20 protein-coding genes are annotated in these 23,734 nt (G+C 71.4%); 12 read left to right on the top strand and 8 right to left on the bottom strand.

Annotated features, from left to right (window positions below; translation table 11 throughout):
• Positions 1-65 precede the first annotated feature (65 nt).
• On the bottom strand, positions 66-617 hold the full coding sequence (locus ABZT49_RS33330; protein WP_355292778.1) for a hypothetical protein: 552 nt from the start codon (positions 615-617) through the stop codon (positions 66-68).
• A gap of 557 nt (positions 618-1,174) precedes the next feature.
• On the opposite strand from ABZT49_RS33330, the gene ABZT49_RS33325 reads away from it, so the two are divergent.
• The gene (locus ABZT49_RS33325) at positions 1,175-1,720 is read left to right on the top strand and encodes a (2Fe-2S)-binding protein (RefSeq protein ID WP_355292776.1); all 546 of its coding nucleotides are present in this window, start codon (positions 1,175-1,177) and stop codon (positions 1,718-1,720) included.
• The gene (locus tag ABZT49_RS33320) at positions 1,717-5,280 is read left to right on the top strand and encodes a molybdopterin cofactor-binding domain-containing protein (RefSeq protein WP_355292774.1); all 3,564 of its coding nucleotides are present in this window, start codon (positions 1,717-1,719) and stop codon (positions 5,278-5,280) included. The genes ABZT49_RS33325 and ABZT49_RS33320 overlap by 4 nt, the downstream gene beginning before the upstream one ends.
• A gap of 46 nt (positions 5,281-5,326) precedes the next feature.
• Here the strand turns inward: ABZT49_RS33320 and ABZT49_RS33315 are convergent, their stop codons facing one another.
• From ABZT49_RS33315 to ABZT49_RS33305, 3 genes are all read right to left on the bottom strand, one after another.
• The gene (locus ABZT49_RS33315; RefSeq protein WP_355292772.1) at positions 5,327-6,412 is read right to left on the bottom strand and encodes an NAD(P)/FAD-dependent oxidoreductase; all 1,086 of its coding nucleotides are present in this window, start codon (positions 6,410-6,412) and stop codon (positions 5,327-5,329) included.
• Positions 6,413-6,511: 99 nt separating this feature from the next.
• The gene (locus ABZT49_RS33310) at positions 6,512-8,122 is read right to left on the bottom strand and encodes a phosphoenolpyruvate carboxykinase (RefSeq protein ID WP_355292770.1); all 1,611 of its coding nucleotides are present in this window, start codon (positions 8,120-8,122) and stop codon (positions 6,512-6,514) included.
• Between the two features lie 227 nt (positions 8,123-8,349).
• Positions 8,350-9,117 carry a DUF2470 domain-containing protein gene (locus tag ABZT49_RS33305; protein WP_355292768.1) on the bottom strand — a complete coding sequence of 256 codons (768 nt, stop codon included), beginning with the start codon at positions 9,115-9,117 and terminating at the stop codon, positions 8,350-8,352.
• Between the two features lie 309 nt (positions 9,118-9,426).
• Between ABZT49_RS33305 and ABZT49_RS33300 the strand changes: the two genes are divergently transcribed.
• From ABZT49_RS33300 to ABZT49_RS33280, 5 genes are all read left to right on the top strand, one after another.
• Positions 9,427-10,143: a response regulator transcription factor gene (locus ABZT49_RS33300; RefSeq protein WP_048430384.1), complete on the top strand. Its 717-nt coding sequence runs from the start codon at positions 9,427-9,429 to the stop codon at positions 10,141-10,143.
• 133 nt (positions 10,144-10,276) lie between these two features.
• On the top strand, positions 10,277-12,025 hold the full coding sequence (locus ABZT49_RS33295) for a stimulus-sensing domain-containing protein (protein WP_407943630.1): 1,749 nt from the start codon (positions 10,277-10,279) through the stop codon (positions 12,023-12,025).
• Positions 12,026-12,475, top strand: a complete 450-nt coding sequence (locus ABZT49_RS33290; RefSeq protein WP_355292766.1) for an HPr kinase/phosphatase C-terminal domain-containing protein — start codon at positions 12,026-12,028, stop codon at positions 12,473-12,475.
• A gap of 88 nt (positions 12,476-12,563) precedes the next feature.
• Entirely contained in the window at positions 12,564-12,965 is a 402-nt protein-coding gene (locus ABZT49_RS33285; RefSeq protein WP_355292823.1) for a PTS sugar transporter subunit IIA, read from the top strand.
• A 167-nt stretch (positions 12,966-13,132) separates the two neighbouring features.
• The gene (locus ABZT49_RS33280; RefSeq protein ID WP_093570934.1) at positions 13,133-13,462 is read left to right on the top strand and encodes an HPr family phosphocarrier protein; all 330 of its coding nucleotides are present in this window, start codon (positions 13,133-13,135) and stop codon (positions 13,460-13,462) included.
• Positions 13,463-13,484: 22 nt separating this feature from the next.
• Here the strand turns inward: ABZT49_RS33280 and ABZT49_RS33275 are convergent, their stop codons facing one another.
• From ABZT49_RS33275 to ABZT49_RS33260, 4 genes are all read right to left on the bottom strand, one after another.
• The gene (locus ABZT49_RS33275; RefSeq protein ID WP_355292764.1) at positions 13,485-14,441 is read right to left on the bottom strand and encodes a hypothetical protein; all 957 of its coding nucleotides are present in this window, start codon (positions 14,439-14,441) and stop codon (positions 13,485-13,487) included.
• A gap of 117 nt (positions 14,442-14,558) precedes the next feature.
• Complete coding sequence (locus ABZT49_RS33270) at positions 14,559-15,686, bottom strand: GTP-binding protein (RefSeq protein ID WP_355292762.1); 1,128 nt, start codon at positions 15,684-15,686, stop codon at positions 14,559-14,561.
• Between the two features lie 53 nt (positions 15,687-15,739).
• The gene (locus ABZT49_RS33265) at positions 15,740-16,516 is read right to left on the bottom strand and encodes a hypothetical protein (RefSeq protein WP_355292760.1); all 777 of its coding nucleotides are present in this window, start codon (positions 16,514-16,516) and stop codon (positions 15,740-15,742) included.
• 4 nt (positions 16,517-16,520) lie between these two features.
• Positions 16,521-18,026, bottom strand: a complete 1,506-nt coding sequence (locus tag ABZT49_RS33260; RefSeq protein WP_355292758.1) for a serine hydrolase — start codon at positions 18,024-18,026, stop codon at positions 16,521-16,523.
• A gap of 384 nt (positions 18,027-18,410) precedes the next feature.
• Here ABZT49_RS33260 and queE point away from each other — a divergent pair, with 384 nt between their 5' ends.
• The 5 genes from queE (at position 18,411) to dnaN (ending at position 23,626) form a co-directional block, all read left to right on the top strand.
• On the top strand, positions 18,411-19,043 hold the full coding sequence (queE, locus tag ABZT49_RS33255) for a 7-carboxy-7-deazaguanine synthase (protein ID WP_355292756.1): 633 nt from the start codon (positions 18,411-18,413) through the stop codon (positions 19,041-19,043).
• A 207-nt stretch (positions 19,044-19,250) separates the two neighbouring features.
• Positions 19,251-19,607: a 6-carboxytetrahydropterin synthase QueD gene (gene queD / locus ABZT49_RS33250; protein ID WP_355292754.1), complete on the top strand. Its 357-nt coding sequence runs from the start codon at positions 19,251-19,253 to the stop codon at positions 19,605-19,607.
• Positions 19,608-19,635: 28 nt separating this feature from the next.
• The gene (locus ABZT49_RS33245) at positions 19,636-20,316 is read left to right on the top strand and encodes a nucleotidyltransferase family protein (RefSeq protein ID WP_355292752.1); all 681 of its coding nucleotides are present in this window, start codon (positions 19,636-19,638) and stop codon (positions 20,314-20,316) included.
• Positions 20,317-20,819: 503 nt separating this feature from the next.
• Positions 20,820-22,316 (top strand): chromosomal replication initiator protein DnaA, encoded by a 1,497-nt coding sequence (dnaA, locus tag ABZT49_RS33240; RefSeq protein WP_355292750.1) that lies wholly within the window; start codon positions 20,820-20,822, stop codon positions 22,314-22,316.
• Between the two features lie 188 nt (positions 22,317-22,504).
• Complete coding sequence (dnaN, locus tag ABZT49_RS33235; protein ID WP_093570941.1) at positions 22,505-23,626, top strand: DNA polymerase III subunit beta; 1,122 nt, start codon at positions 22,505-22,507, stop codon at positions 23,624-23,626.
• The last annotated feature ends 108 nt before the right edge of the window (positions 23,627-23,734 follow it).

Raw genomic sequence — 23,734 nt, 5'->3', positions numbered from 1 at the left:
AGACCGTCGGCCGCGGCGGTCTCCCCGCTCCCCACCCCGGCGGGATCAGCGCCGGAGCGAGGGCATCAGGCGGTCTCGTCGGCCGCCAGGGTGACCTCGTCGCACAGGCAGACCTCCTCGTGCACCGGATCGAGGCCGTACCCCGTCCCGACCTCGGACGGATCGCCCGACCACATCGCCGCCCGGTCGCCGAACAGGTTGGTGCCGTCGGCCAGGACCTCCGTCGGCGCGAGGGCCGGCGTGCCGCCCTCCACCTCCGCGACGGGGCCCGTGGTGCCGGTGTCCTGCGGCTCCGACGGGCCAAGGATCAGGGCCTGGTCGGCCGCCGCGTCCGGCTCGGTGCAGGGCGCGGCCTCGTTGTCGACGGGCGCCACCGGCATCAGCGGCCGCGGCGCGACGGGCGTGCCGACCTCCGAGGCCGAGGCGCCGACGTCGCGCATGGTCGGGCGGAACATGCTCGGTGGCGCCGGGTCGGGGACGCTCTCGGCCTCCGCGACCGAGACCGCGACGCCATCCTCGCCGACGGCGATGCTGCCGGTCCCGGCATCGCCTGCATCGGGTGCAGCGACGTCGGACTCGCCTTCCGGCATACCGCTTTGGGTGAGTTCGCTGGACACTCTCTATCCTCCAATATCATGATGATTGATTGTTTTTATGAAATTTTACATTGATTTAACTGTAAATCATTAACAAATTTAAGTCGCAAATTGGGCTCAAGACTATGGTAAAATCAATTTTATATTTTTTAGATGTCAGAAGCTAATTTGATCGGCTGCGACAGGATGAATAATCTCAGGGTCATTCCGGTGCCGCGCAGCGGAGCCCGGAATCCAGAACCGCGGATGGCTCAGAATCATGCGGAGGACGTTCCGCGTCGTTCTGTTTCTCCTGCGTGTCTGGATGCTGGGCTTCGCTGCGCGGCCCGGAGTGTCCCGGAGGTGATCAATACTGTTGGGTGAACCACGCGGACTCGCAGCTTGCGAACGATTGCCTTTCGTACCAACGGGCCGCCGCGACGATCCGCCATCCCGCAGCCGTCGTCCCCTTGCTCGGCCCGTCTGGCCAAGCTCTTGCAAGCCGCGACGGGCGCGGCGGGGTTCCGGTCCCCGCCGAAATCTGTGAGAACAAGCGGCAGCCGGCGGGACAGCCGGGGCCGGGGCGGGACAGGCACCTCATGCAGGACGATCGGCGGCCGATCGCCAACGACGCGCGGCTGGCGGCGAGTCGCCACGCGCTCACCGTCAACGGCCGGAGCGTGACGGTGGAGGCCGCCCCCGGCACCCGCCTCCTCTACGTCCTGCGCAACGACCTCGCACTGAACGGCCCGAAATACGGCTGCGGCCTCGGCCAGTGCGGCAGCTGCACGGTGCTGGTTGACGGCCGGGCCCTGCGCTCCTGCGCGATCCCCTTACGCGCCGCCATCGGACGCCGGATCACCACCCTGGAAGGGCTGGCGCAAGGCGGACGGCTGCACCCGGTGCAGGAGGCCTTCATCGCCGAGAATGCCGCGCAATGCGGCTACTGCCTGAACGGCATGATCATGACGACGGTGGCGCTCCTGTCGGCCAACCCCGACCCGAGCGAGGCCGAGATCCGAGCTGGCCTCCAGAACAACCTGTGCCGCTGCGGCACCCATATCGAGATCCTGCGCGCCGTGCGGGCCGCAGCCTCGCGGATGCGAAACCACGCACGATCCGGATCCCAGGGAGACGAGGCATGACCCGGGATCCCGCAGCCGACCGTCGCCGCTGGCAGGAGGCGAACGACCTGCTGCTGGTCTACCGCGAGACGATGGGCCGCCCGCCCCGCCTCGGCGACGCGCCGGGTGCTGCGCTGGCCGTGGGACCGCAGCGTGCGCTCTACCTCGCGGTGGATGCCGAGGGCCGGGTCACCGCCTTCAACGGCCACGTCGATCTCGGCACCGGCATCCGCACGGCCCTGGCCCAGATCGTCGCCGAGGAGCTGGACGTGCCGCTGTCCTCCGTTGCGATGGAGCTCGGCAGCACCGCCACCGCTCCCGACCAGGGAGGCACCATCGCGAGCGAGACGATCCAGATCGCCGCCATTCCCCTGCGCCAGGCCGCCGCTACCGCCCGCCGCCACCTCGTCGAGGCGGCCTCGCGCCGGCTCAACCGCGGCGTCGCCGAACTCGTCGTCGAGGCCGGCACCGTCCGGGTCGCGGCGGAGCCGGACTTGAGCGTCGCTTACGGCGCGCTGGTGCGGGGGAACCGGACCGAGCTGACCCTCGATCCCGACGCGGCGGTGAAGCCGGTGGCCGACTACGCCATCGTCGGCCGGCCGGTGCCGCGGGTCGACATCCCGGAGAAGGCGGTCGGCGCCTGGACCTACGTCCACGACGTGCGGGTGCCCGGCATGGTCCATGGCCGCGTCGTCCGGCCGCCCTGTGCCGGCATCGAGACGGGTCTGGGCGGCATGCTCGTCTCGGTGGACGAGGCTTCGGTCGCCCACATCCCCGGCCTCGTCGCGGTGGTGGTCGTCGGCGACTTCGTCGGCGTGGTCGCCGCGCGCGAGGAGAACGCCGCGGAAGCGGCGCGCTGCCTGTCCGTGACCTGGCGGCCCGGAGAAGACCTCCCCGACCTCAACCGGCCCGAGGCGCCCTTGCGCGCCAACCCCGCCACGGCGCGCAGGCTCCTCGACCGCGGCGACGTCGAGCGGGCGCTGACCCACGCCGAGGCGCGGCTCGACCGGACCTACGTCTGGCCCTACCAGATGCACGGCTCGATCGGCCCGTCCTGCGCCGTGGCCGAGTTCCGTGACGGCGATCTCGTCGTGTGGTCCGGTACCCAGAACCCGCACGTCCTGCAGAGCGACCTCGCGCTCCTCCTCGACATGCCGGAAGAGCGGATCGCGATCGAGCGCCACGAGGCGGCGGGCTGCTACGGCCGCAACTGCGCCGACGACGTCGCGGCCGATGCCGCCCTCCTCGCCCGGGCGGTCGGCCGGCCGGTACGGGTGCAGCTCACCCGCGAGCAGGAGCATGCCTGGGAGCCGAAGGGCGCGGCGCAGGTGATGGACGTGCGCGGCGGCCTCGACGCCGAGGGCGGCCCGGCGGCCTACGATTTCGAGACCCGCTACCCCTCGAACGGCGCGCCGACCCTCGCGCTGATCCTCACCGGCAAGGTGTCGGCGACGCCCGCCGTGTACCCGATGGGCGACCGCACGGCGGTGCCGCCTTACGCCTTCGGCCACGCCCGGGTGACGGTGCACGACATGCCGCCGATCGCCCGCGCCTCCTGGATGCGCGGCGTCTCGGCCCTGCCCAACACCTTCGCGCACGAATCCTACATCGACGAACTCGCCACCGCCGCCGGCGTCGACCCGATCGCGTACCGCCTGCGCTACCTGCCCGATCCCCGGGCCGCCGACCTCGTGCGCGCCGTGGCCGAGCGGGCGGGATGGGTGCCGCACACGGTGCCCGGCAGCCATGGCGGGTCCGGCGACATCCTCTACGGGCGGGGCTTCGCCTACGCGGTCTACGTCCACGGGCCGTTCCCCGGAAAGGCCGCGGCCTGGGCCGCCTGGGTGGCGGATGTCGCGGTCAACCGGGTCACCGGCGAGGTCGCGGTGACCCGGGTGGTGGTGGGCCAGGATTCCGGGCTGATGATCAACCCGGACGGAGTGCGCCACCAGATCCACGGCAACGTCATCCAGTCGACGAGCCGGGTCCTCAAGGAATCGGTCGGCTTCGACGCCACCGGGGTGACGAGCCGCGAATGGGGCAGCTACCCGATCCTCGCCTTCCCGCAGGTGCCCGAGATCGACGTCCTGATGCTGCCGCGCCAGGACCAGCCGCCGCTCGGGGCCGGCGAATCCGCCTCGGTGCCGAGTGCGGCGGCGATCACCAACGCCCTGTTCGACGCCACCGGGATCCGGTTCCGCGAACTCCCGCTGACCGCGGAGACGGTCCGCGCCGCCCTCAACCCGCCGCGGATCGCCGGGCCCGACGATTCGCGCGAAGATTCTGCGGCACCGCGCCGCCGCCGCGGCTTCCTCGCTGGCCTGTTCGGGGCCGGCGCCGGGGCGCTGGCCCTTGCCACCACCCTCCTGCCCTGGCGCCCGGCTTATCCGTCGATCGAGCGGCCGGACCCTGCGGCCTATTCCGCCGCCACCATCGCGCAAGGCCGCCTCGTCGCGGCGGCGGGCGCCTGCCTCGTCTGTCATGTCGGGCCCGACGGCCGGTCCTTCGCCGGCGGGCGCGGGCTGGAGACGCCGTTCGGCCTCGTCTACGCCTCGAACATCACGCCGGATGTGGGCCTCGGCATCGGCGCCTGGTCCTACCCCGCCTTCGCGCGGGCGATGCGGGAGGGCGTGTCGCGGGACGGGCACCACCTCTACCCGGCCCATCCCTATACGAGCTTTTCGGGCATCTCGGAGCGCGACCTTCAGGCGCTCTACGCCTACCTGATGGCGCAAGCGCCGGTAGCGGCGGCGGTTCCCGAGACCGCCTTGCGGGCGCCGTTCAACCTCCGGCCGCTGATGGCGGGCTGGAACGCCCTGTTTCACCGTCCCCCGACCTTCGCCGATCCGGCCCGCGGCCCGGACTGGAATCGCGGCGCCTACCTCGTCGAGGCGCTCGGCCATTGCGGCGCCTGCCACACCCCGCGCAACGCGCTCGGGGCGGAGAGCCGGGGCGGGGCGCGCCTCACCGGCGGCTACGCCGATGGCTGGGAGGCGCCGGCGCTGGCGGGTCTGTCCCGCGCGCCCCTGCCCTGGACCGAGGACGACCTCTTCGCCTACCTGCGGACGGGCCGCTCGTCCCGCCACGGCAGTGCCGCCGGCCCGATGGCCGACGTGGTCGCCTCCTTGAGCCCCCTGCCGGATTCAGACATCCGCGCCATGGCGAGTTACCTCGCGAGCCTCGCCCGGGCGGCACCCGGCCCCATCGCGGCAGCCGCGACCGCACTGCCGGCCAGCGCCTCGTCCCTGTTCCAGGGCGCCTGCGCCTCCTGCCACGAGGGCGGGGTCGGCGGGGAGCTGGTGCCGCTCGGCCTCGTCACGGCGGTCCACAGCGCGCATCCGGACAACCTGATCCAGGCGGTGCTCAACGGCGTCGCGGCCGCCGCCGAGCGCTTCCCCACTCCCGACCCCTCGGCGGCGCCCGCCGCGATGCCGGCCTTCCGCGACACCCTCACCGACCGGCAGGTGGCGGAGGTCGTCGCCTATACCCGCGCCCGCTACGCGCCGGACGCGCCGGCATGGCCGGAGTTGGAGTTGGCGGTGGCGCGGGTGCGGGGGCTGAAGCCGCACGCCGCGTGGTGATTGCCTGCCGCGCCGCGGTGGCGGGCCGTCACCACGACAGGCCGCCTCACGCCCCCAGCCGGTCCGCCACGTCCTGCGCCAGCGACAGGCTCGAGGTCAGCCCCGGGCTCTCGATGCCGAAGAGATGCACCAGCCCCGGCAGCCCGTGCTCGGCCGGCCCGTCGATGAGGAAGTCGGCGGCCCCCTCCCCCGGGCCGGACAGTTTCGGGCGGATGCCCGCATAGTCGGGCACCAGGGCGCCATCGGGGAGCGCGGGCCAGTAGCGGCGGATCGCGGCGTAGAACAGGGCGCCGCGGCCGGGATCGACCTCGTAGTCCGGCGCGTCGATCCACTCGACGTCGGGGCCGAAGCGCATCCGGCCGGCGAGGTCCAGGGTGAGGTGGATGCCCAATCCCCCCTCGACCGGGGCGGGGTAGATCAGCCGCGAGAAGGCCGGGCGCCCGGTGCAGCCGAAGTAATTGCCCTTGGCGAGAACGAGGCGCGGCACCCGCGCCTCCGGGTAGCCCTCGGTCGCCCGGGCGAGGGTCTGCGCGCCGAAGCTCGCGGTGTTGACGACGGCATCGACCGCGAGGGCGTCGTCGCCGAAATGGGCGGTCCAGCCCCCGTCCGAGCGGGTCAGGCGGGAGATCGGGGTATTGAAGGCGAGCGCCCCGCCCGCATCCTCGATGTCGCCCTGCAAAGCCAGCATCAGGGCATGGCTGTCGACGATGCCGGTCTCGGTCGAGAGGAGCGCGGCGTTGCAGGTGAGGTTCGGTTCGAGGCGCCGCGCCTCAGTGCCGTCGAGGAGCGACAGGCCCTCGACCCCGTTCTCGACGCCCTGAGCGTGGATCGCCGCGATCTTGGCGCCCTCGGGCTCGGTCGCCGCGACGATCAGCTTGCCGATCTTCGCGTGCGGCACCCCGTGGCTCTGGCAGAAGGCGTAGAGCTGGCGCCGCCCCTCGACGCAGTGGCGCGCCCGGGACGAGCCGGTCGGATAGTACATCCCGGCATGGATCACCTCGGAATTGCGCGAGGACACGCCGGTCCCGATGCCGCCCTCCGCCTCCGCGACGATCACCTCGTGGCCGCGCAGGGCCAGTTCCCGACCGATCGCGAGGCCGACCACGCCGGCACCGACGACGAGCACCATCATCGGCCGCTCCTCCCTCTGGTTTCTTCGTTAGGGCTTATACGACGAAAAAGGGCCCCTCTCCGGGGGGAGAGGGGCCCTCGTGATGATCGCGCGGGTTTATTACGCCGCGATCGACATGGTCGGCTCGGCGGCGCGCACGTCGGCGTCGACATGGGCCTCGAAGCGCTTGAAGTTGTTCTGGAACATCTCGACCAGGCTCTTGGCCGTCTCGGCGAAGGCGGCCTTGTCCTGCCAGGTTTTCACCGGGTACAGGATGTGCGGCTCGACGCCCGGCACCGAGGTCGGGACCGCGAAGCCGAAATACGGGTCGCGGCGGAAATCCGCCTTGGCGAGCGAGCCGTCCAAAGCCGCGGTCAGCAGCCGGCGGGTGACCCGGATCGGCATGCGCCGCCCGGTGCCGACGCCGCCGCCGGTCCAGCCGGTATTGACCAGCCAGCAATCGACGTGGTGGCGGGCGATTAGGTCGCGCAGCAGGTTGCCGTAGACCGAGGGGTGACGCGGCATGAACGGCGCGCCGAAGCAGGTCGAGAAGGTCGCCTCCGGGCCCTTCAGCCCCTTCTCGGTGCCGGCCACCTTGGCGGTGTAGCCCGAGAGGAAGTGGTACATCGCCTCGGCGCCGGTCAGCTTGGCGATCGGGGGCAGCACCCCGAAGGCGTCGCAGGTCAGCATGACGATGTTCTTCGGGTGCCCGGCCTGGCCCGTGGCGCTCGAATTGCTGATGAAGGGCAGCGGGTAGGCGCAGCGGGTGTTCTCGGTGCGCGAGGCGTCGTCGAAGTCCGGCAGGCGGGTGACCGGATCGATGACGACGTTCTCCATCACGGTGCCGAAGCGCTCGGTGGTGGAGTAGATCTCGGGCTCGGCCTCCTTCGACAGGCGGATGGTCTTGGCGTAGCAGCCGCCCTCGAAGTTGAAGATGCCCTTCGGGCTCCAGCCGTGCTCGTCGTCGCCGAGCAGCACCCGGTTCGGGTCGGAGGACAGGGTGGTCTTGCCGGTGCCCGACAGGCCGAAGAACAGGGCCGAGTCGCCCTCGTGGCCCACGTTCGCCGAGCAGTGCATCGGCATCACGCCGGCCTTGGGCAGCACGTAGTTCAGGTAGGTGAAGACCGACTTCTTCATCTCGCCGGCGTAGGAAGTGCCGCCGATGAGCACGATCTTGCGCGAGAAATCGACCGCGATGACGGTCTCGGTGCGGCAGCCGTGCCGGGCCGGGTCGGCGCGGAAGCTCGGCAGGTCGATGATTGTCAGTTCCGGCTCGAAGGTCGCGAGGGTCTCGCGCTCCGGGCGGATCAGCAGGTTGCGGATGAACAGCGAGTGCCAGGCATATTCGGTGAACACCCGGGCGCGGACCCGATGTCCGACCTCGGCGCCGCCGACGAGATCCTGCGCGAACAGCTCACGCCCCTCGGCATGGGCCAGGAAGTCCTCCAGCAGGGTCTCGAACTGGGGCCGGGTGATGCCGCCGTTGTTCTCCCACCACACCTCGTTCTCGGTATCCGCGTCGCGGACCACGAACTTGTCCTTGGGCGAGCGGCCGGTATGGATGCCAGTCTCGGCGACCAGGGCACCGCCGGCGGCGAGCTGGGCCTCGCCGCGCTGCAGCGCGTGCTCGTAGAGGCTCGGGGCCTCCAGGTTCCAGTTGACGCGTTTGAGGTTGCGGAAGCCGATCTTGTCGGCGCCGAACGCCTCGTTGAATACGCCGATGTCGTTCACGCCTGTTCCTCCTGGCGCCGACCTTGGAAAACCCGGCGTCGCCGGTCCGGATCGGGCCGAATGACTTCACGCTCGCGTCCGGTGCGGTGACCGTGCCTGTCCTAGCAGGTCGCGCGCCTCCGCGCCGAGGCCGATCAAGGGGCCTCGATGGGCTGCTTTAGTAGGTGGCGAACCTTCACGGTTCAATCGAATTCGCCGTGAGCGCCCCTGACAGGCTCGACTTTGTGTCAGGAACCGGGAACGGCGCGCGCCTGCGCTGCCATCGCCACGAGGGTGGGGCGCAGGGCGGCGGGGCTCGCCAGGCGCTCCGGAAACGCGACCCGGGCGGTGCGGTCTCCGGCCATCAGGTCGAGCCCCTCCGGGTCGAACCCGGTCAGGCGCCACGGCCCGGGCTCCTCCCCGGCGAGTTGCGTGGCGTAGAGCGCGACGGCGTCGGCATGGTCCTCGTTCATGTGGGCGACGGCACCCGGCTCGGATTCGGCGAGCGCCTCCAGCCCGGACAGGTCCGTGAGCAGCTCCCCAGCCGTCAGCATCGCGGCCTTGGCAAAGCCCCCATTGAGGTGGCCGGCCCGGACCGCGAGGCGGAAGAACGCGAAATCCGGGAAGTCGGCGTAGAGCGCGGCCTTCGGATGGCGGGCGAGGAAGCGCGTCCGCACCCGCGTCTCGGCGCTCCGCTCCGCCAAACCCGTCACGGTCAGGCGCGGATGGGCGAGCGGGTCGCCCTTGCCGCCCGGGCTCAGCAGCAGCGAGCAGCGCGGATCGGCTTCCAGGTTGAGGGTGTGGGCCGAGAGGCGCGAGAGCAGCAGGAGCGGCGTCCCGTCGGCATCCGTCGCCACGGTGACGAGCGACGCGAAGGGGGCGCCGCCCTCCCGCTCCAGGGTCGCGAGGGCGCCCGAGCGCACTTTTCGCAGCAGGGACTTGGCGAGGCCGATCGCGTCGAACGGCGCCTCGGCGGCCGGCAGCGGCGCGGCCTGCTTCCTCTCTCCCTCCGCCATACCGTCCCTCTCGCCCCGCTTACCTCGTGCCCTACCTTGGCGTCGGCGGACGGGCCCGTCCAGGCCGCGCGACGCCGCGGCCCGCGAGGCTGGAATCTGCCCTGCCTGTGGCCGCCTCGCCACGGGTGCTCGCTTTTTCGGCGGGATGGCCTTAAGGGAGTCCGAATCGTGGCGTCGCGGCCACTGTCCAGCCTTTTTCCCGGACGGGGGCCGCGCACGCGAGATCTGCCCCGGAACCGGTTTCAGTCGGGTGGCGTTCAGCAGGGCCGGTATGTCCTGCGGGCGACGCCCGCGCCCCAGGAAATGCCCATGCCGACCATCGCCCTCGTCGATGACGACCGCAACATCCTGACCTCCGTGTCGATCGCCCTGGAGACCGAGGGCTACCGGATCCAGACCTACACCGACGGGGCCTCCGCCCTCGACGGGCTGAAGCATTCGCCGCCTGACCTCGCGATCTTCGACATCAAGATGCCGCGGATGGACGGGATGGAGCTCCTGCGTCGCCTGCGCCAGAAATCCGACCTGCCGGTGATCTTCCTGACCTCGAAGGACGAGGAGATCGACGAACTGTTCGGCCTGAAGATGGGCGCCGACGACTTCATCCGGAAGCCGTTCTCGCAGCGCCTGCTGGTCGAGCGCGTCAAGGCGGTTCTGCGCCGCTTCGCCGCCAAGGAGGCCGGGCCCGGCGCCTCGGCCCGCGAGGCGGAGGCCGCCGCCGCCCGCTCGCTGGAGCGCGGCCAGCTGATGATGGACCCGGAGCGCCACACCTGCACCTGGAAAGGCGAGCCGGTGACGCTGACCGTGACCGAATTCCTGATCCTGCAGGCTCTGGCCCAGCGCCCCGGCGTCGTGAAGAGCCGCAACGCCCTGATGGACGCCGCCTACGACGACCAGGTCTACGTCGACGACCGCACCATCGACAGCCACATCAAGCGCCTGCGCAAGAAGTTCAAGGTGACCGACAACAGCTTCGACATGATCGAGACGCTGTACGGCGTCGGCTACCGTTTCAAGGAAATGTGAGTCGCTTGACCAGCAGAGATGTGACCGCGTGAGCGACGGATCGGCTCTCGGCGCCGTGCGCCGCCTGCTCGCCAACAAGGGATTGTCCCGGGGCCGCCTCCTCGGCGGTTCGGGTCCGAGGCCGTCGAGCGAGATCGACCCCGACGCCGAGGCCGCGCGCGAGCCGTTCGGCCTGCGGACGGTCCGGCGCTGGATCGCCCAGCGCTTCGCCTCGAGCCTGACCCGGCGCATCGTGGTGCTGAACCTCGCCGGGCTGATCGCGCTGCTCCTCGGCTTCCTCTACCTCAACCAGTTCCGCCAGGGCCTGATCGAGGCGCGGGTGCAGAGCCTGCTCACGCAGGGAGACATCATCGCCGGCGCCATCGCGGCCTCGGCCACCGTCGACACCGACGCGATCACCATCGACCCCGACCGCCTGCTCCAGCTCCAGGCCGGCGAGGCCGGGGCCTACGGCGACGAGGCGCCGTCGGGCCTCGAATTCTCCCTCAACCCGGAGCGGGTCGCCCCGCTCCTGCGCCGCCTGATCACGCCGACCGGCACCCGCGCCCGGGTCTACGACCGCGACGGCACGATGCTGATCGATTCGCGCGGCCTCTACATCCGCGGCGACCTCAGCCGCGACCCGCCGCCGGCCCGCAAGGACAGCCCGAACCTGATCGAGCAGGCCTGGAACACGGTGCGCACCCACGTGCCGGGCCTCGGCCGCCCCTCCACCGCCGACGAGCCGGGGCCCGCCGACGGGCGCACCCTGCCGGAGGTGCAGCGGGCGCTGACTGGGGCCCGCGGCACGCTGGTGCGCCGCAACGGCCCGGGCGAGACCATCGTGTCGGTAGCGGTGCCGATCCAGCGCGGCCGCACGGTGCGAGGCGCCCTGCTGCTCTCGACCCAGGAAGGCGACATCGACAAGATCATCGCCGCCGAGCGCTTCTCGCTGCTGCAGGTCTTCATCATCGCGGCTTTGGTGATGGTGGTGCTGTCGATGCTGGTCGCCGGCCAGATCGTCGGCCCGGTCGGGCGCCTCGCTGAGGCCGCGGAACGGGTGCGCACCGGCATCAAGTCGCGCCAGGAGATCCCCGACTTCACCCGGCGCACCGACGAGATCGGCCACCTCTCGGGGGCTTTGCGCGACATGACCCAGGCGCTCTACCGCCGCCTCGACGCGATCGAGAACTTCGCGGCGGACGTCTCGCACGAATTGAAGAACCCGCTGACCTCGCTGCGCAGCGCCGTCGAGACCCTGCCGCTCGCCAAGACCGATGAATCGCGCGGCCGGCTGCTGCAGGTGATCCAGCACGACGTGAAGCGCCTCGACCGGCTGATCAGCGACATCGCCGACGCCTCGCGTCTCGACGCCGAACTCGCCCGGGCCGAGGCCGGCCGGGTCGACCTGAAGAAGCTGATCACCACGGTGGTGTCGGTCGCCAACGAGCGCCGGCGCCGGGGCGACGCGGCGATCGACCTCACGGTCGAGCCGGCCCCGGCCGGCCTCGACGACCCGTTCGCGATCCTCGGCCACGACAGCCGGCTCGGCCAGGTGGTCAACAACCTGCTCGACAATGCCCGCTCGTTCTCGCCGAAGGGCGCGAGCGTCCGGGTCGCCCTGCGGCGCCGGCGCAACGCCGTCGAACTGACCGTGGAGGATGACGGGCCGGGCATCCCGCCCCACGCCCTGGAGCGGATCTTCGAGCGCTTCTACACCGACCGGCCGGAGCAGGGTTTCGGCCAGAATTCAGGCCTCGGCCTCTCGATCTCGCGCCAGATCGTCCAGGCGCACCGCGGCACGATCCGGGCCGAGAACCGCCTCGGGCCGCTCGGGGAGGACGGCGAGCCTGCCCTGCTCGGCGCCCGCTTCATCGTCCGCATCCCGGCCCAGAGCCGCTGAGTGGGCACCGTTCACGCCAGCTGCGTGGTGCTGGGCGAGGACGGGATCCTGATCCGGGGGGCGGCGGGGAGCGGCAAATCGACCCTGGTGCGTGACCTGTTAGGGCTCGGCGCTATCTCTGGCGTCTTCGCCGCCCTCGTCGGCGACGACCGCGTGACCCTGACCCAGCGGCACGGGCGCCTCGTCGCCGCCCCGCACCCGGCGCTCGCGGGGCTCCTGGAGATCCGCGGCCTCGGCCTGCAACCCGTTGACGCCACGATGCCTTCCGCGGTCCTGCGCCTCGTCGTCGACCTCGAGGGGAGCGCCCCGCGGATGCCCGAGGAGGGGGCGGAGACGATTCGTCTCCAGGGGGCGGCCCTGCCGAGAATGGTCCTGTCGCCGGACCCCGGCCGGGCCGCAACGGTGATGTGGCGTTGGCGCCGCCTCCGTGTCATGATGATGACCGATTGATGCGGATTTCGCCGCATTGCTCTTGCGCTCGCCTTTGCGCTGCACAAAATGGCGGCTCGGCTCCAACGGGGCGTCGGAACTCGTGTCGATGATTGGAATGGTGCTCGTCACCCACGGCCTGCTCGCGACGGAATTCAAGGCCGCGCTGGAGCACGTCGTGGGGCCGCAGGATCAGCTCGAGACCATCACCATCGGCCCCGAGGACGACATGGAGGTCCGGCGCAAGGACATCATGTCGGCGGTGTGCCGGGTGAATACCGGAGACGGCGTCGTCGTGCTGACCGACATGTTCGGGGGCACGCCCTCGAACCTCGCGCTCTCCTGCATGAACGGCGGCTCGGTCGAGGTGGTCGCCGGCATCAACCTGCCGATGCTGATCAAGCTCGCCAGCGTCCGCGACGAAGAATCCCTGGGCGAGGCGGTGCTCCACGCCCAGGAGGCGGGGCGCAAGTACATCAACGTCGCCTCGCGGGTGCTCGCCGGCAAGTAGGCTGGGCGAGCGTCCGAGCGCTCGACGAAGCGCTCGATTCCCGCGCCATCCGCTCTAGCTTTCTGCAAACGTCCGGTTACCGTAACCGGCCGTTTCCCGATGATGCGCGCGAGAGCCGGACGACCGCCAGGCAGGTCCGAACCGGGTCCGAGCAGGTGCCCCCCACGATGACGCCCTTTGCCGACACAGACGACGAGGACGGCGAGCTGCCGCCGATCCCCGAGGGCGCCAGCGCCCGCGACCTGCCGATCATCAACCGCCGCGGCCTGCACGCTCGCGCCTCCGCCAAGTTCGTGCAGACGGTCGAGAAATTCGGCTCGGAGGTCACGGTGAGCCGGGGCGGCGAGACGGTGGGCGGGCGCTCGATCATGGGCCTGCTCACCCTCGGCGCGGCGCAGGGCACCAGCATCCGGGTCACGGCGCTCGGGCCGGACCAGGATTCCTGCATGGAGGCGATCGCCGCCCTCCTCGCCAACCGCTTCGGCGAGGACGAGTAGGCGAGCAGCCGGTCCGGCCTGCTCAGGCCCGCAGGCGCATCAGGCGGCTCAAGGCCGTCGGCTTCGGCCGGGCAGCTGCCAGCGCCTCCACCGTCACCACGGCCTCGACGCGTGCGGGCGCCTTCATCGGCGCCGGGCCCCGCGCCAGGCACAGGCCCGCCTGGCGCCAGATCGTGTCATGCCGCCCGGTCGCGAGGTGCACGGCCGCCGCCACCACCTCCCCATCCCGCCGCACCAGATCGACGCAGGCTTGCCGGCGGTGGGCGAAGCGCCGGGTCACCACCCGGAACGCCGTCGCGGCCGCGGGCTCGGCGAGCAGGCTGCCGGCGCCGCGCCGCGCGTCGAGCACCAGGAAATGCTCGACCGCGTCACGCAGGCGCACCGGATCGCGCACCCGCTCCAGCGAGGTCCGGCCGGCCGGCAGGGTCAGGGGGGCCGGCTCGGGCAAGGGCGCCTCTGTCTGGTCGGCGATCGCGAGGCGCCGTCCGGTCGCGCCCGCGGCCTCGCCGAGGGCGACCGCCAGCCCCGAATCCGGCCGCAGGTCCGGCCAGTGCAGGTCGACGAGGCGCAGCCGCGACCCGCGCAGGTGATCGAGGGCGGCGCGCAGCACCGCGGCGGCGTGGCCGGCATCCACCGCCGCCTCGGCGGTGCCGGCGAGCGGCAGGCGCCAGAGCCGGGCGCTTCCGGCGAGGCCCTGGCGCGCCGGCAACCGCAGCGGCAGCACGCCGCGCAGGACCGGGGCGCGCAGGCCGTCCTGCCAGACCATCAGCAGGGCCAGGGTCTGCCCGTCGGCGAGGTGCTGCGCCATCGTCAGGGTGAAGTCGGGATCGGCGTAGACGCTCGGCTCGAGGGCCCGGGCCATCAGGCTGCGCCACGCCTCGACCTCGGTCTCGCGCAGGGAGGCGGGGTGGCGCAGCTCCGCCCGCAGGCCCACCGCATCGGCCAGCCCGCCCTCGATCAGCGTCAAGGAAGTGCCCATCGCAGCCTCGTTCCGGGTCACCCGTCCCGGAACGGGACGGTTAAGCGGCCCCTGCGGCCGCGCCGGGCGGGACGCTTCAAGCGCCATGCCGGCTCGGGGCGGGATCAGCCTCCTCGGTCAGCCGCCCGGAATCGCCAGGGGGTTGCCGGTCAGCGCCGCGGCGTCCGGCGCGTCGACGCTTGGCCGGCCCAGGAAGGCGTCCCAGAGCCGGCGCACGAAGGCGGGATCGAGGTCGCGCACGATCAAGACCAGCCGCGAGCGGGTGTCGCCGTCGGGCCAGGCCGGCAGGGTGGCGGGCGTGTGGACGACGTGCTGCACCCCGTGCACCACCACCGGGCGGCCGGGATCGTCGGCGAGCGCCACCAGGCCCTTCAGGCGCAGGAGCTTGGGCCCGTGGGCCGACCGCAGCAGGTCGAGGAACATCTCGAACGCCACCCGCGGCACCGGCTCGTCGCTGACCAGATGGAAGGCCCGGATCGCCGCGTCGTGCCGGTTGACGTCGTGATGGTGGTGGCCGTGATGATGGTCGTGACCGTGGTGATCGTGGCCATGATGATGGTGATGGTCGTGGTGCTTGTCCTCAGCCCCGAGCCAGGCCCGCACGTCGGCCACCTTGCCGTCGAGATCGAAGAGGCCGCCGAGCAGCGCGTCCGCCGGCGCGTCCGGCGCCAGGATCGTGGCGCCCGGGTTGATCCGGGCGAGGCGCGCGCGCAGGGCGTCGGTGCGCTCGCCCGCCAGATCGGCCTTGGTCACGACCAGCCGGTCCGCCACCGCGGCCTGGCGCAGGGCCTCGGGATGGGCGTCGAGGGTGCCGTCGCCGTTGACCGCATCCACCACCGTGACCACGCCCTGGAGCGCGTACCGCATCGCCACGTAGGGGTGGTAGAGCAGCGCGTGCAGGATCGGCGCCGGATCGGCGAGGCCGGTGGTCTCGATCACCACCCGGCGAAAAAGCTGGATGCGGCCGTTGTCGCGCTTGCGCAGCAGGTCTTCCAGCGTCGCGATCAGGTCGCCCCGCACGGTGCAGCACAGGCAACCGGCGCCGAGCAGCATCATCCCCTCGTCCACCGTCTCGATCAGCAAGTGGTCGAGCCCGACCTCGCCGAACTCGTTGACGATCACCACCGTGTCGGCGAGCTCCGGCGCGCGCAGCAGCCGGTTGAGCAGGGTGGTCTTCCCCGCACCGAGGAAGCCGGTGAGGATCGTGAGCGGGATCGGGGCCGGGCGGCCGGGAGCGTCGGTCATGGGTGGTCTCGTCGGACTGTGACTCCGCGAACTGCGCATCCGGCCGCGGAACGTCAATCCCGGTCCGCGGTACCGGTGAGCGGCACCCACTCCAGCACCCCACCATCGAGGACCTGGTCGTCCGTGGCCCACAGCAGCCACAGGGCGTCGAGCGTCAGACGCAGGATCGGCCGGTCCCACCAGCGATCGATGAGCGCGGCGAGGCTCGCGGCCTCTCGCGGGTCGAGGTCGTCGGTCAGGGCGTGCAGGCCGACGACGTAGAGACCGTTCGGCGGGCGGCCCATGATCCGCTGGATCTCCGCCAGCTGGTCCGTCCCGTCGCGGCATTCGGGATAGGCCCGCAGGTAGAGCCGCCCGACATTGATATGACCCGAGAACAGGCCGCGTAGCTCGACCGTCACCGGGCCGAAGCCGGCGAGCGCCGCCCGCTGCGCCGGCGTGAGCACCGGCTCCGCTTCGGGACCGACGGCGAGCGAGCCGCACAGGGTCGCATGCAGGCGATCGGCACGGCGCGCGGCGACCTCCCAGGCGATCTTGTGGGCGAAGGGCGCGGCGCGCAGTTCCCGCTCCAATTCGGCATGGGCCGGGGCGGCGGCGAGGGAGGCCTGCGGCACCGGCAGCACCAGGGACACGACCCGGGGATGGCGCCCGCGCGTGTAGTATCGGCCCTCTCGCGCCGGGATCACGGCCGGGTGGTCGGGGGCAACCAGGGGCAGGTGCGCGAGGCGGTAGGCCTCGTCGAGGACGAGGCCCTCGCCCGGCACGAACCGGGTCCGGCTGCGGCGATAGGCCAGGGCGTCGTCGGAGCAGAAGACCGGCGCCGCGGCCACCGGCTCAGTCGTCCTTCTTGCGGGCCGATTTCACAGTCTGCTTGGCCGCCTTGGCCTCGGGCTTCGCCGCCGGCTTCGCGTCCTTGGCGGCCGGCTTCGCCGCGGGCTTCGCGGCGGCCTTGTGGGCGGGCTTCGGCTCGGCGATCACCGAGGTCGCCGGGCCGGTGGAGGCGAAGGCGGAAGCCGAGGCCGGCGCGGCGCCCTTCTGGCGAGCGAGGAGCTTGGGCTGCGGCACGGTGGCGCCGGTCGCCGCGATGCTGCGGCTCGGGGCGGGCTTGTGGGGCGCGGGCTTTTGGAGAACAGGCTTGGCCACCTTCACCCGCGGGGTCGCGGGCTTGGCCGGCGCCGCCTCGTCGGTCGCCGCGATGGCGCTCTCGGCCGGGTCGCGGCCGGTCCAGACCAGCACCGGCTGCAAGGGCGCCCGGGGCGGCAGGGCGCGGTTGCGCAGGGCCGCGCTGTTCATGGTGGCGAAGGCCAGGGCCGAGGAGGGCTGCGCGCCCACCGCCATCAGCTGGGCGTTGGCGTTGTCGGCGTTGCCCCCGGCGGCGGCGCCCGCGGTCACGGCGGAGGAATCCGAATCCGCCGGCATCGGCCGGCGCTTGTCGCAGATGTAGGGCCGCATGTCGGGCGGGCTCGCGATGCTCGACGTCGGCATCTCGTTGAGCGTCTGGCCACCCCAGCCGAAAGTCGATTGGCCGAAGCCGTAATCGAACAGGTCGGCGGCCTTCAGGTCGCGCTCGCGGGCGCTCGCCTGGCCCATCACCACCGTGAGGATGCGCCGGCCGTTGCGGTTGGCGCTCGCCACCACGTTGAAGCCGCCCGAGCAGATGAAGCCGGTCTTCATCCCGTCGACGCCGGCGTAGCGGCCGAGCAGGCCGTTGTGGTTCGGCATCACCGCGCGGCCGAACTGGATCGCCGAGATCGAGAACAGGTCGCGGTTCTCGGGGAAGTCGCGCAGGAGCGCCCGGCCGAGGACCGCCATATCCCGGGCCGAGGTCCATTGCCGCGGGTCGGGCAGGCCGTTGGGGTTGTACCAGTGGCTGTCGCGCATGCCGAGGCGCTGCGCGGTCTCGTTCATCCGGTCGGCGAAGCCCTCGATCGAGCCGCCGAGATTCTCGCCGATCGCCCAGGCGACGTCGTTGGCCGACTTCACCATGATGATCTTGAGGGCGTTGTCGAGGGTGAGCTGGGTGCCGGGCTTGAAGCCCATCTTGGAGGGCGGCTCGGCCGCAGCGGCCTCCGAGATGGTGAGCAGCTGGTCCATCGAGGCGCGGCCCTGGCGCACCATGTCGAGGGCGACGTAGGTCGTCATCAGCTTGGTGATCGAGGCCGGGAACCATGGGTCGGTGGCGCCCTGGCTGAAGATCACCTTGCCGGAATCGACGTCGACGACCAGCATCGGCGCGGTGACCGCCCCCGCCGTTCCGGCGGCAAAGGATCCGGCCGCCACGAGGGCGCCGAGGCCGAGGAGGCGTCCGGCGAGGCGCGGCAGCAGCGCAGCTGTGAACATTCCGATGGGTTCCCGTCGTGCCGGTGCCGTCCCGCAGCGCCTCTCGCGACCGTCCGGCCTCGGCTTATGAGACCGTCCGGTCACGCCGCCCCGGGCACCGCATGGCGGACCGACCGTGATTGTAGGGCAACGGCACAGCTTTTGACAGCGCCGCGCGACGCCCCCATGAACGCACCATCCGTGGCGGGAGCATGGCGGCGCTGCCATCCCGTGCCCGTCAACAGGCCCGTCCACAGCGGTGTGGGGACCTTGTTTCATGCGGAGGAGGCTTGCGCCCGGTGCCCTTGCTGGCGCGATCCCCATCTGACACGGCAGGACGACAGCAGGCACCGACAGGGAGCACCGCGCCCGCCACCGACCGGTGCCGCGCGACGACACGACATCATGAGCTACGCCGTCAAGGAGATCTTCCACACCCTCCAGGGCGAGGGCGCCCAGGCCGGGCGCGCCTCGGTGTTCTGCCGCTTCGCCGGCTGCAACCTGTGGAGCGGGCGCGAGGCCGACCGGGCGGAGGCCGTCTGCCGCTTCTGCGACACCGATTTCATCGGCACCGACGGCATCGGAGGCGGCCGCTTCCCCGACGCGGAGGCGCTGGCCGAGGCGATCGAGCGGACCTGGAACGGGGCCCGCGGCCGGCGCTACGTGGTGTTCACGGGCGGCGAGCCGCTGTTGCAGCTCGACGAGGCGCTTCTCGCGGCCGTGCATGCCCGGGGCTTCGAGGCGGCGGTGGAGACCAACGGCACCCAGGTGCCGCCGGTGGGGATCGACTGGGTCTGCGTCAGCCCCAAGGCCGGCGCGCCCCTGCACCTCACCCGCGGCGACGAGCTGAAGCTCGTCTTCCCCCAGGCCGGCCTCGACCCTGATGCCCTCGCCGAACTCGATTTCCGCCACCTCTGGCTCCAGCCGATGGACGGGCCGGACCGGGTCGCCAACACGCAGGCCGCGGTGGCCCATTGCCTGCGCGACGCCCGCTGGCGCCTGAGCCTGCAGACCCACAAGCTGATCGGGATCCCGTAAGGCCCGCGTTTCCTGTCGGGCTCATCCCACCCGCGACCTCAGGATGAGGTCGCGGGTGGGATGGTTTCAGAAAAAAAGCATCCTCAGCCGCTCTCGATCGCCGACTTTGCTTCAGGACGCCGCCGCGCACCCGTCGCACGAGGGTTCGCCCGCCGGGCCATCGGTGCTAAGGGGCGACTCGACCCTAATCCCCAGAACCCTGCACAGATGAAGATCACCCAGGCCTTCACGTTCGAGGCGGCGCACCGGCTGCCGAACGTGCCCCCGACCCATCGCTGCCACCGCATGCACGGCCATTCCTACCGGGTGGAGCTGACCCTCGACGGGCCGGTCGATCCGGAAACCGGCTGGGTCGTGGATTTCTTCGACGTCGAGGCCGCCTTCGGGCCGGTGCTCGAGCGCCTCGACCATTACTGCCTCAACGAGGTGCCGGGCCTCGAGAATCCCACCGCCGAGCACATCGCGGTCTGGATCTGGGGGAAGACCCGGCCGGCCCTGCCGCTCCTGTCCTCGGTCAAGGTGTTCGAGACGCCGATGTCCTGGGCCGAGTACACCGGCGCATGAGCGCCGGGCGGGCCGAAGATACCGGCGCGTGACCGACGCGGACGCGGAACACCACCGGCGGCTCGCGGCGATCATCCGGGCCGATCCGGACCTGATGCGGCTGCTCGACGCCGCCCGCTTCCTCGCCCTGCCGCAATGGCGCCTCGTCGCCGGCTGCCTCTACCAGACGGTCTGGAACGTCCTGACCGGCCGGCCGCGCGGGCACGGCATCCGCGACTACGACCTGATCTACTTCGACGACGCCGACCTGTCCTGGGAGGCCGAGGACGCAGTGCTGCGCCGCGCCGCCCCCGTCCTCGCGCCCTGCGTCGGCCCGGTCGAGATCCGCAACCAGGCCCGGGTCCATCTCTGGTTCGAGGGCCGCTTCGGCTCGCCCTACCCTCCCCTGCCGTCGGCCGACGCGGCGCTCTCCCGCTACGCGGCGATCGTCCACGCGGTCGGGGTGCGGCTGGAGGCGGATGACGGCCTCTCGATCGCCGCACCCTTCGGCCTCGCCGACCTGTTCGGCCTGGTGCTGCGCCCCAACCCCGTGCTGGCCAACGCGCCAGCCTACGACGCCAAGGCCGCGCGGATGCAGGCGCTCTGGCCCGAGCTGACGGTGCTGCCCTGGCCTGGGGCAGACGGCGCCCCTGTCAAGTGCGCGCACGACACGGCGGCGGTTTCCACCGGCCTGTCCCCGGCGCCCTCCCCATTCTCGACAAGCCGTTGAACTCGCTGGCGTCTTTCGCAGGCTGAACGCGCACTTCAACGAAACGGTCACGATTCCAGGATCTTGTCGCCGGACAGGCTGTGGACCGAGCGTGGGCGGGGGAACGGCGTAACGATCGCTTTACCGTGCCGCCGATCGTTCCTGTTGCGAAGCTTCCCCCGAAGGCCATACTTTTCCTCATGCCCGCCGCTCGCGCGGGTCTCGTCCCGCTCTCGATCGACGAACCGGCTCGGCTTCTCGGCGCACCCGCCGCGGAGACGGCCGCGACCTGCCGCCAACCCGCGGCGGCGCCTCGCGGATTTCGCAAAGCCCGGGGGTCCTTAAGAGAAACGAGACCAGTTGTTGATAGACCGGGACGAACCACGGGGAAAACGGCCGGGACGGAGTTGACTTCCCGGGCCTTCGACCCGGCCGCCGACCCCTCGTCCGGGGTCATGGCGGCAAGCGTATCTGCGTACGGGCCGGGAGCGGGCAGCCGCCACCGGGCCGAGAAGGGACCAGTCATGCGTGTGGACGGCAGCTTGGCGGAAGGGGTCGGCTCCGGCCGTGGCGGCAACGGCGATGACGGCCGGGGCGAAATCACGGGAGCCTGGCAACGGGTGAAGCGCCGCCTGCGGGCGGAACTCGGCGAGGACGTGTTCGCGAGCTGGTTCGCCCGGCTCGAATTGCAGGAGGTCTCCGGCGGCGTCGCCCGCCTGACGGTGCCGACGCGGTTCCTGAAGAGCTGGATCGAGTCGCACTACCTCGACCGGGTGCTCGCCACCTTCCGCAGCGAGGCCGACGGCATCGAGAGCCTGGAGGTCGGGGTGCGCGGCGCGATGGCGCCGGCCCGTCCCGGCGCCGCGGCGCTGACGAAGCCCGTCCCGAGCCCGCGCCCGGCCGCGAGCCCCGCCAGCCCGACTACCGAGGCCTCCGAGCCCGAGCGCGTCGCCCGCGGCGCAAGCGCACCCGAGGGCGATCTCGGCGGCGCGCCCCTCGACGCGCGCCTGACCTTCGAGAGCTTCGTGGTCGGCCGCTCGAACGCGCTGGCGCATGCCGCCGCCGAGCGGGTCGCCCGGCACGACGGTGGGCCGGCGCTCTACAACCCGCTCTACTTCCATGCCGGCGTGGGCCTCGGGAAGACACACCTTCTCCACGGCATCGGCCACGCGGTGAAGAATGCCGGCCGCCGGGTGATCTACCTCACCGCCGACCGCTTCATGTACGGCTTCGTCAACGCGCTGAAGACCCAGAGCGCGCTGGCCTTCAAGGAGAAGCTGCGGGCGATCGACGTCCTGATCCTCGACGACGTGCAGTTCATCCAGGGCCGCTCGATCCAGGCCGAGTTCGGCCACACCCTCAACGCCCTCATCGATGCCGGGCGCCAGGTGGTGGTGGCGGCCGACCGGCCGCCGACCGAGCTCGAAGCCCTCGACGAGCGGGTGCGCTCGCGCCTCGCCGGCGGCCTCGTGGTCGAGATCGGCACGCTCGACGAGGCCCTGCGCGCCTCGATCCTGCAATCGCGCCTGGAGGCGGTGCGGGCCTCCCACCCGGCCTTCGAGGTCGGCCCGGCGGTGGCCGAGTACGTCGCGAAAGCTATCACCGCCAATGGCCGCGACCTCGAAGGCGCGGTCAACCGGCTGCTCGCCCACGCCACCCTCACCGGGGCGCCCGTCACCCTCGACACCGCCGAGACGGCGATCCGCGACCTCGTGAAGAACCGCGAGCCGAAGCGGGTCAAGATCGAGGACATTCAGAAGCTGGTGGCGAGCCGCTACAACGTCTCGCGCTCCGACATCCTCTCCGAGCGCCGCACCGCCGCGGTGGTCAAGCCGCGCCAGATCGCCATGTACCTCTCGAAGGTGCTGACGCTCCGCTCGCTGCCGGAGATCGGCCGCCGCTTCGGCGGGCGCGACCACACCACGGTGCTGCACGCGGTGCGCAAGATCGAGAAGGCGATCGGCGAGGACACGGCGCTCTGCGACGAGGTCGAGCTCCTGAAGCGCATGCTCCAGGATTGAGCACGCGGGCTCGGCCTCACCCTTGAGTCTTGCACAGGCGGCGGAGGAGCGCACGACCGCGCCGTCCGCCGCCGGCTTGCCTTCGGGATGCGCCTTCGCCAAAGTTCCGGTCCCGTGCGTGCACGGGGCAACGTTTGCCTTTGCCGGCCTTCGCGGGAGGCCGGCCGTACGAGACACGGATCACCCTGATGAAAGTCACCGTCGAGCGCGCGGCCCTTCTTCGGTCGCTCGGCCACGTGCACCGCGTCGTGGAGCGGCGCAACACGATACCGATCCTGTCGAACGTGCTGCTGCGCTCCGGGCCGGACGGCCTCCAGCTCAAGGCCACCGACCTCGACATCGAGGTGACCGAGACGATTCCCGCCGACGTGGTCGATGGCGGCGCCATCACGGTGCCGGCCCACGTCATCTACGACATCGTGCGCAAGCTGCCCGACGGCGCCCAGGTCTCGCTCGAGACCAGCGGCGAGACCGGCCAGATGCTGATCCGCTCCGGCCGCTCGCGCTTCACCCTCGGCGCCCTGCCCGAGGCCGATTTCCCCGATCTCGCCGCCGGCGAGTTGCCGCACCGCTTCGAGCTGCCGGCCGTCGACCTCAAGCGCCTGATCGACAAGACCCAGTTCGCGATCTCCACCGAGGAGACGCGCTACTACCTCAACGGCATCTTCTTCCACACTATCGAGGCGGAAGGCTCGCTCAAGCTGCGGGCTGTAGCCACCGACGGCCACCGCCTCGCCCGCGTCCAGATGGAGGCGCCGGAGGGCAGCGGCGGCATGCCGGGCATCATCGTGCCGCGCAAGGCCGTGGCCGAGATCCAGAAGCTCGTCGAGGATGGCGGCGAGACCGTCGGCGTCGAGATTTCCTCCGCCAAGGTGCGGTTCAGCTTCTCGTCGGGCGTCACCCTGATCTCGAAGCTCATCGACGGCACCTTCCCGGACTACCAGCGCGTCATCCCGACCGGCAACGACAAGCGCCTGACGGTCGAGCGCGACCAGTTCGCCAAGGCGGTCGACCGCGTATCGACCATCTCCTCCGAGCGCGGCCGGGCGGTGAAGCTCGCCATGACCGACGGGCGCCTGTCGCTCTCCGTCAACAACCCGGATTCGGGCTCGGCGACCGAGGAGCTCGACGTCGATTACGAGTCCGGCCCGCTCGATATTGGCTTCAACGCCCGCTACCTCCTCGACATCACGGCCCAGCTCGACGGCGACACCGCGCTCTTCCGCCTCGCCGATCCGGGCTCGCCGACGGTGATCCAGGACCGCGAGGGCGCGCCGGCGCTCTACGTGCTGATGCCGATGCGGGTGTGAGGGGTGGTGCACATCACGGCCGATGACGAATCGGCCGACGTCACCGACAACACTCCACGTCATCCCGGGGCCGCGCAGCGGAACCCGGGATCCATAACCGCTGACGTT

The sequence above is a fragment of the Methylobacterium sp. EM32 genome, assembly GCF_040593685.1.
Taxonomy (GTDB): Bacteria; Pseudomonadota; Alphaproteobacteria; order Rhizobiales; family Beijerinckiaceae; genus Methylobacterium.
The sequence above is the reverse complement of the archived record's forward strand: the minus strand, read 5'-3'. Positions and strand labels throughout refer to the sequence as shown.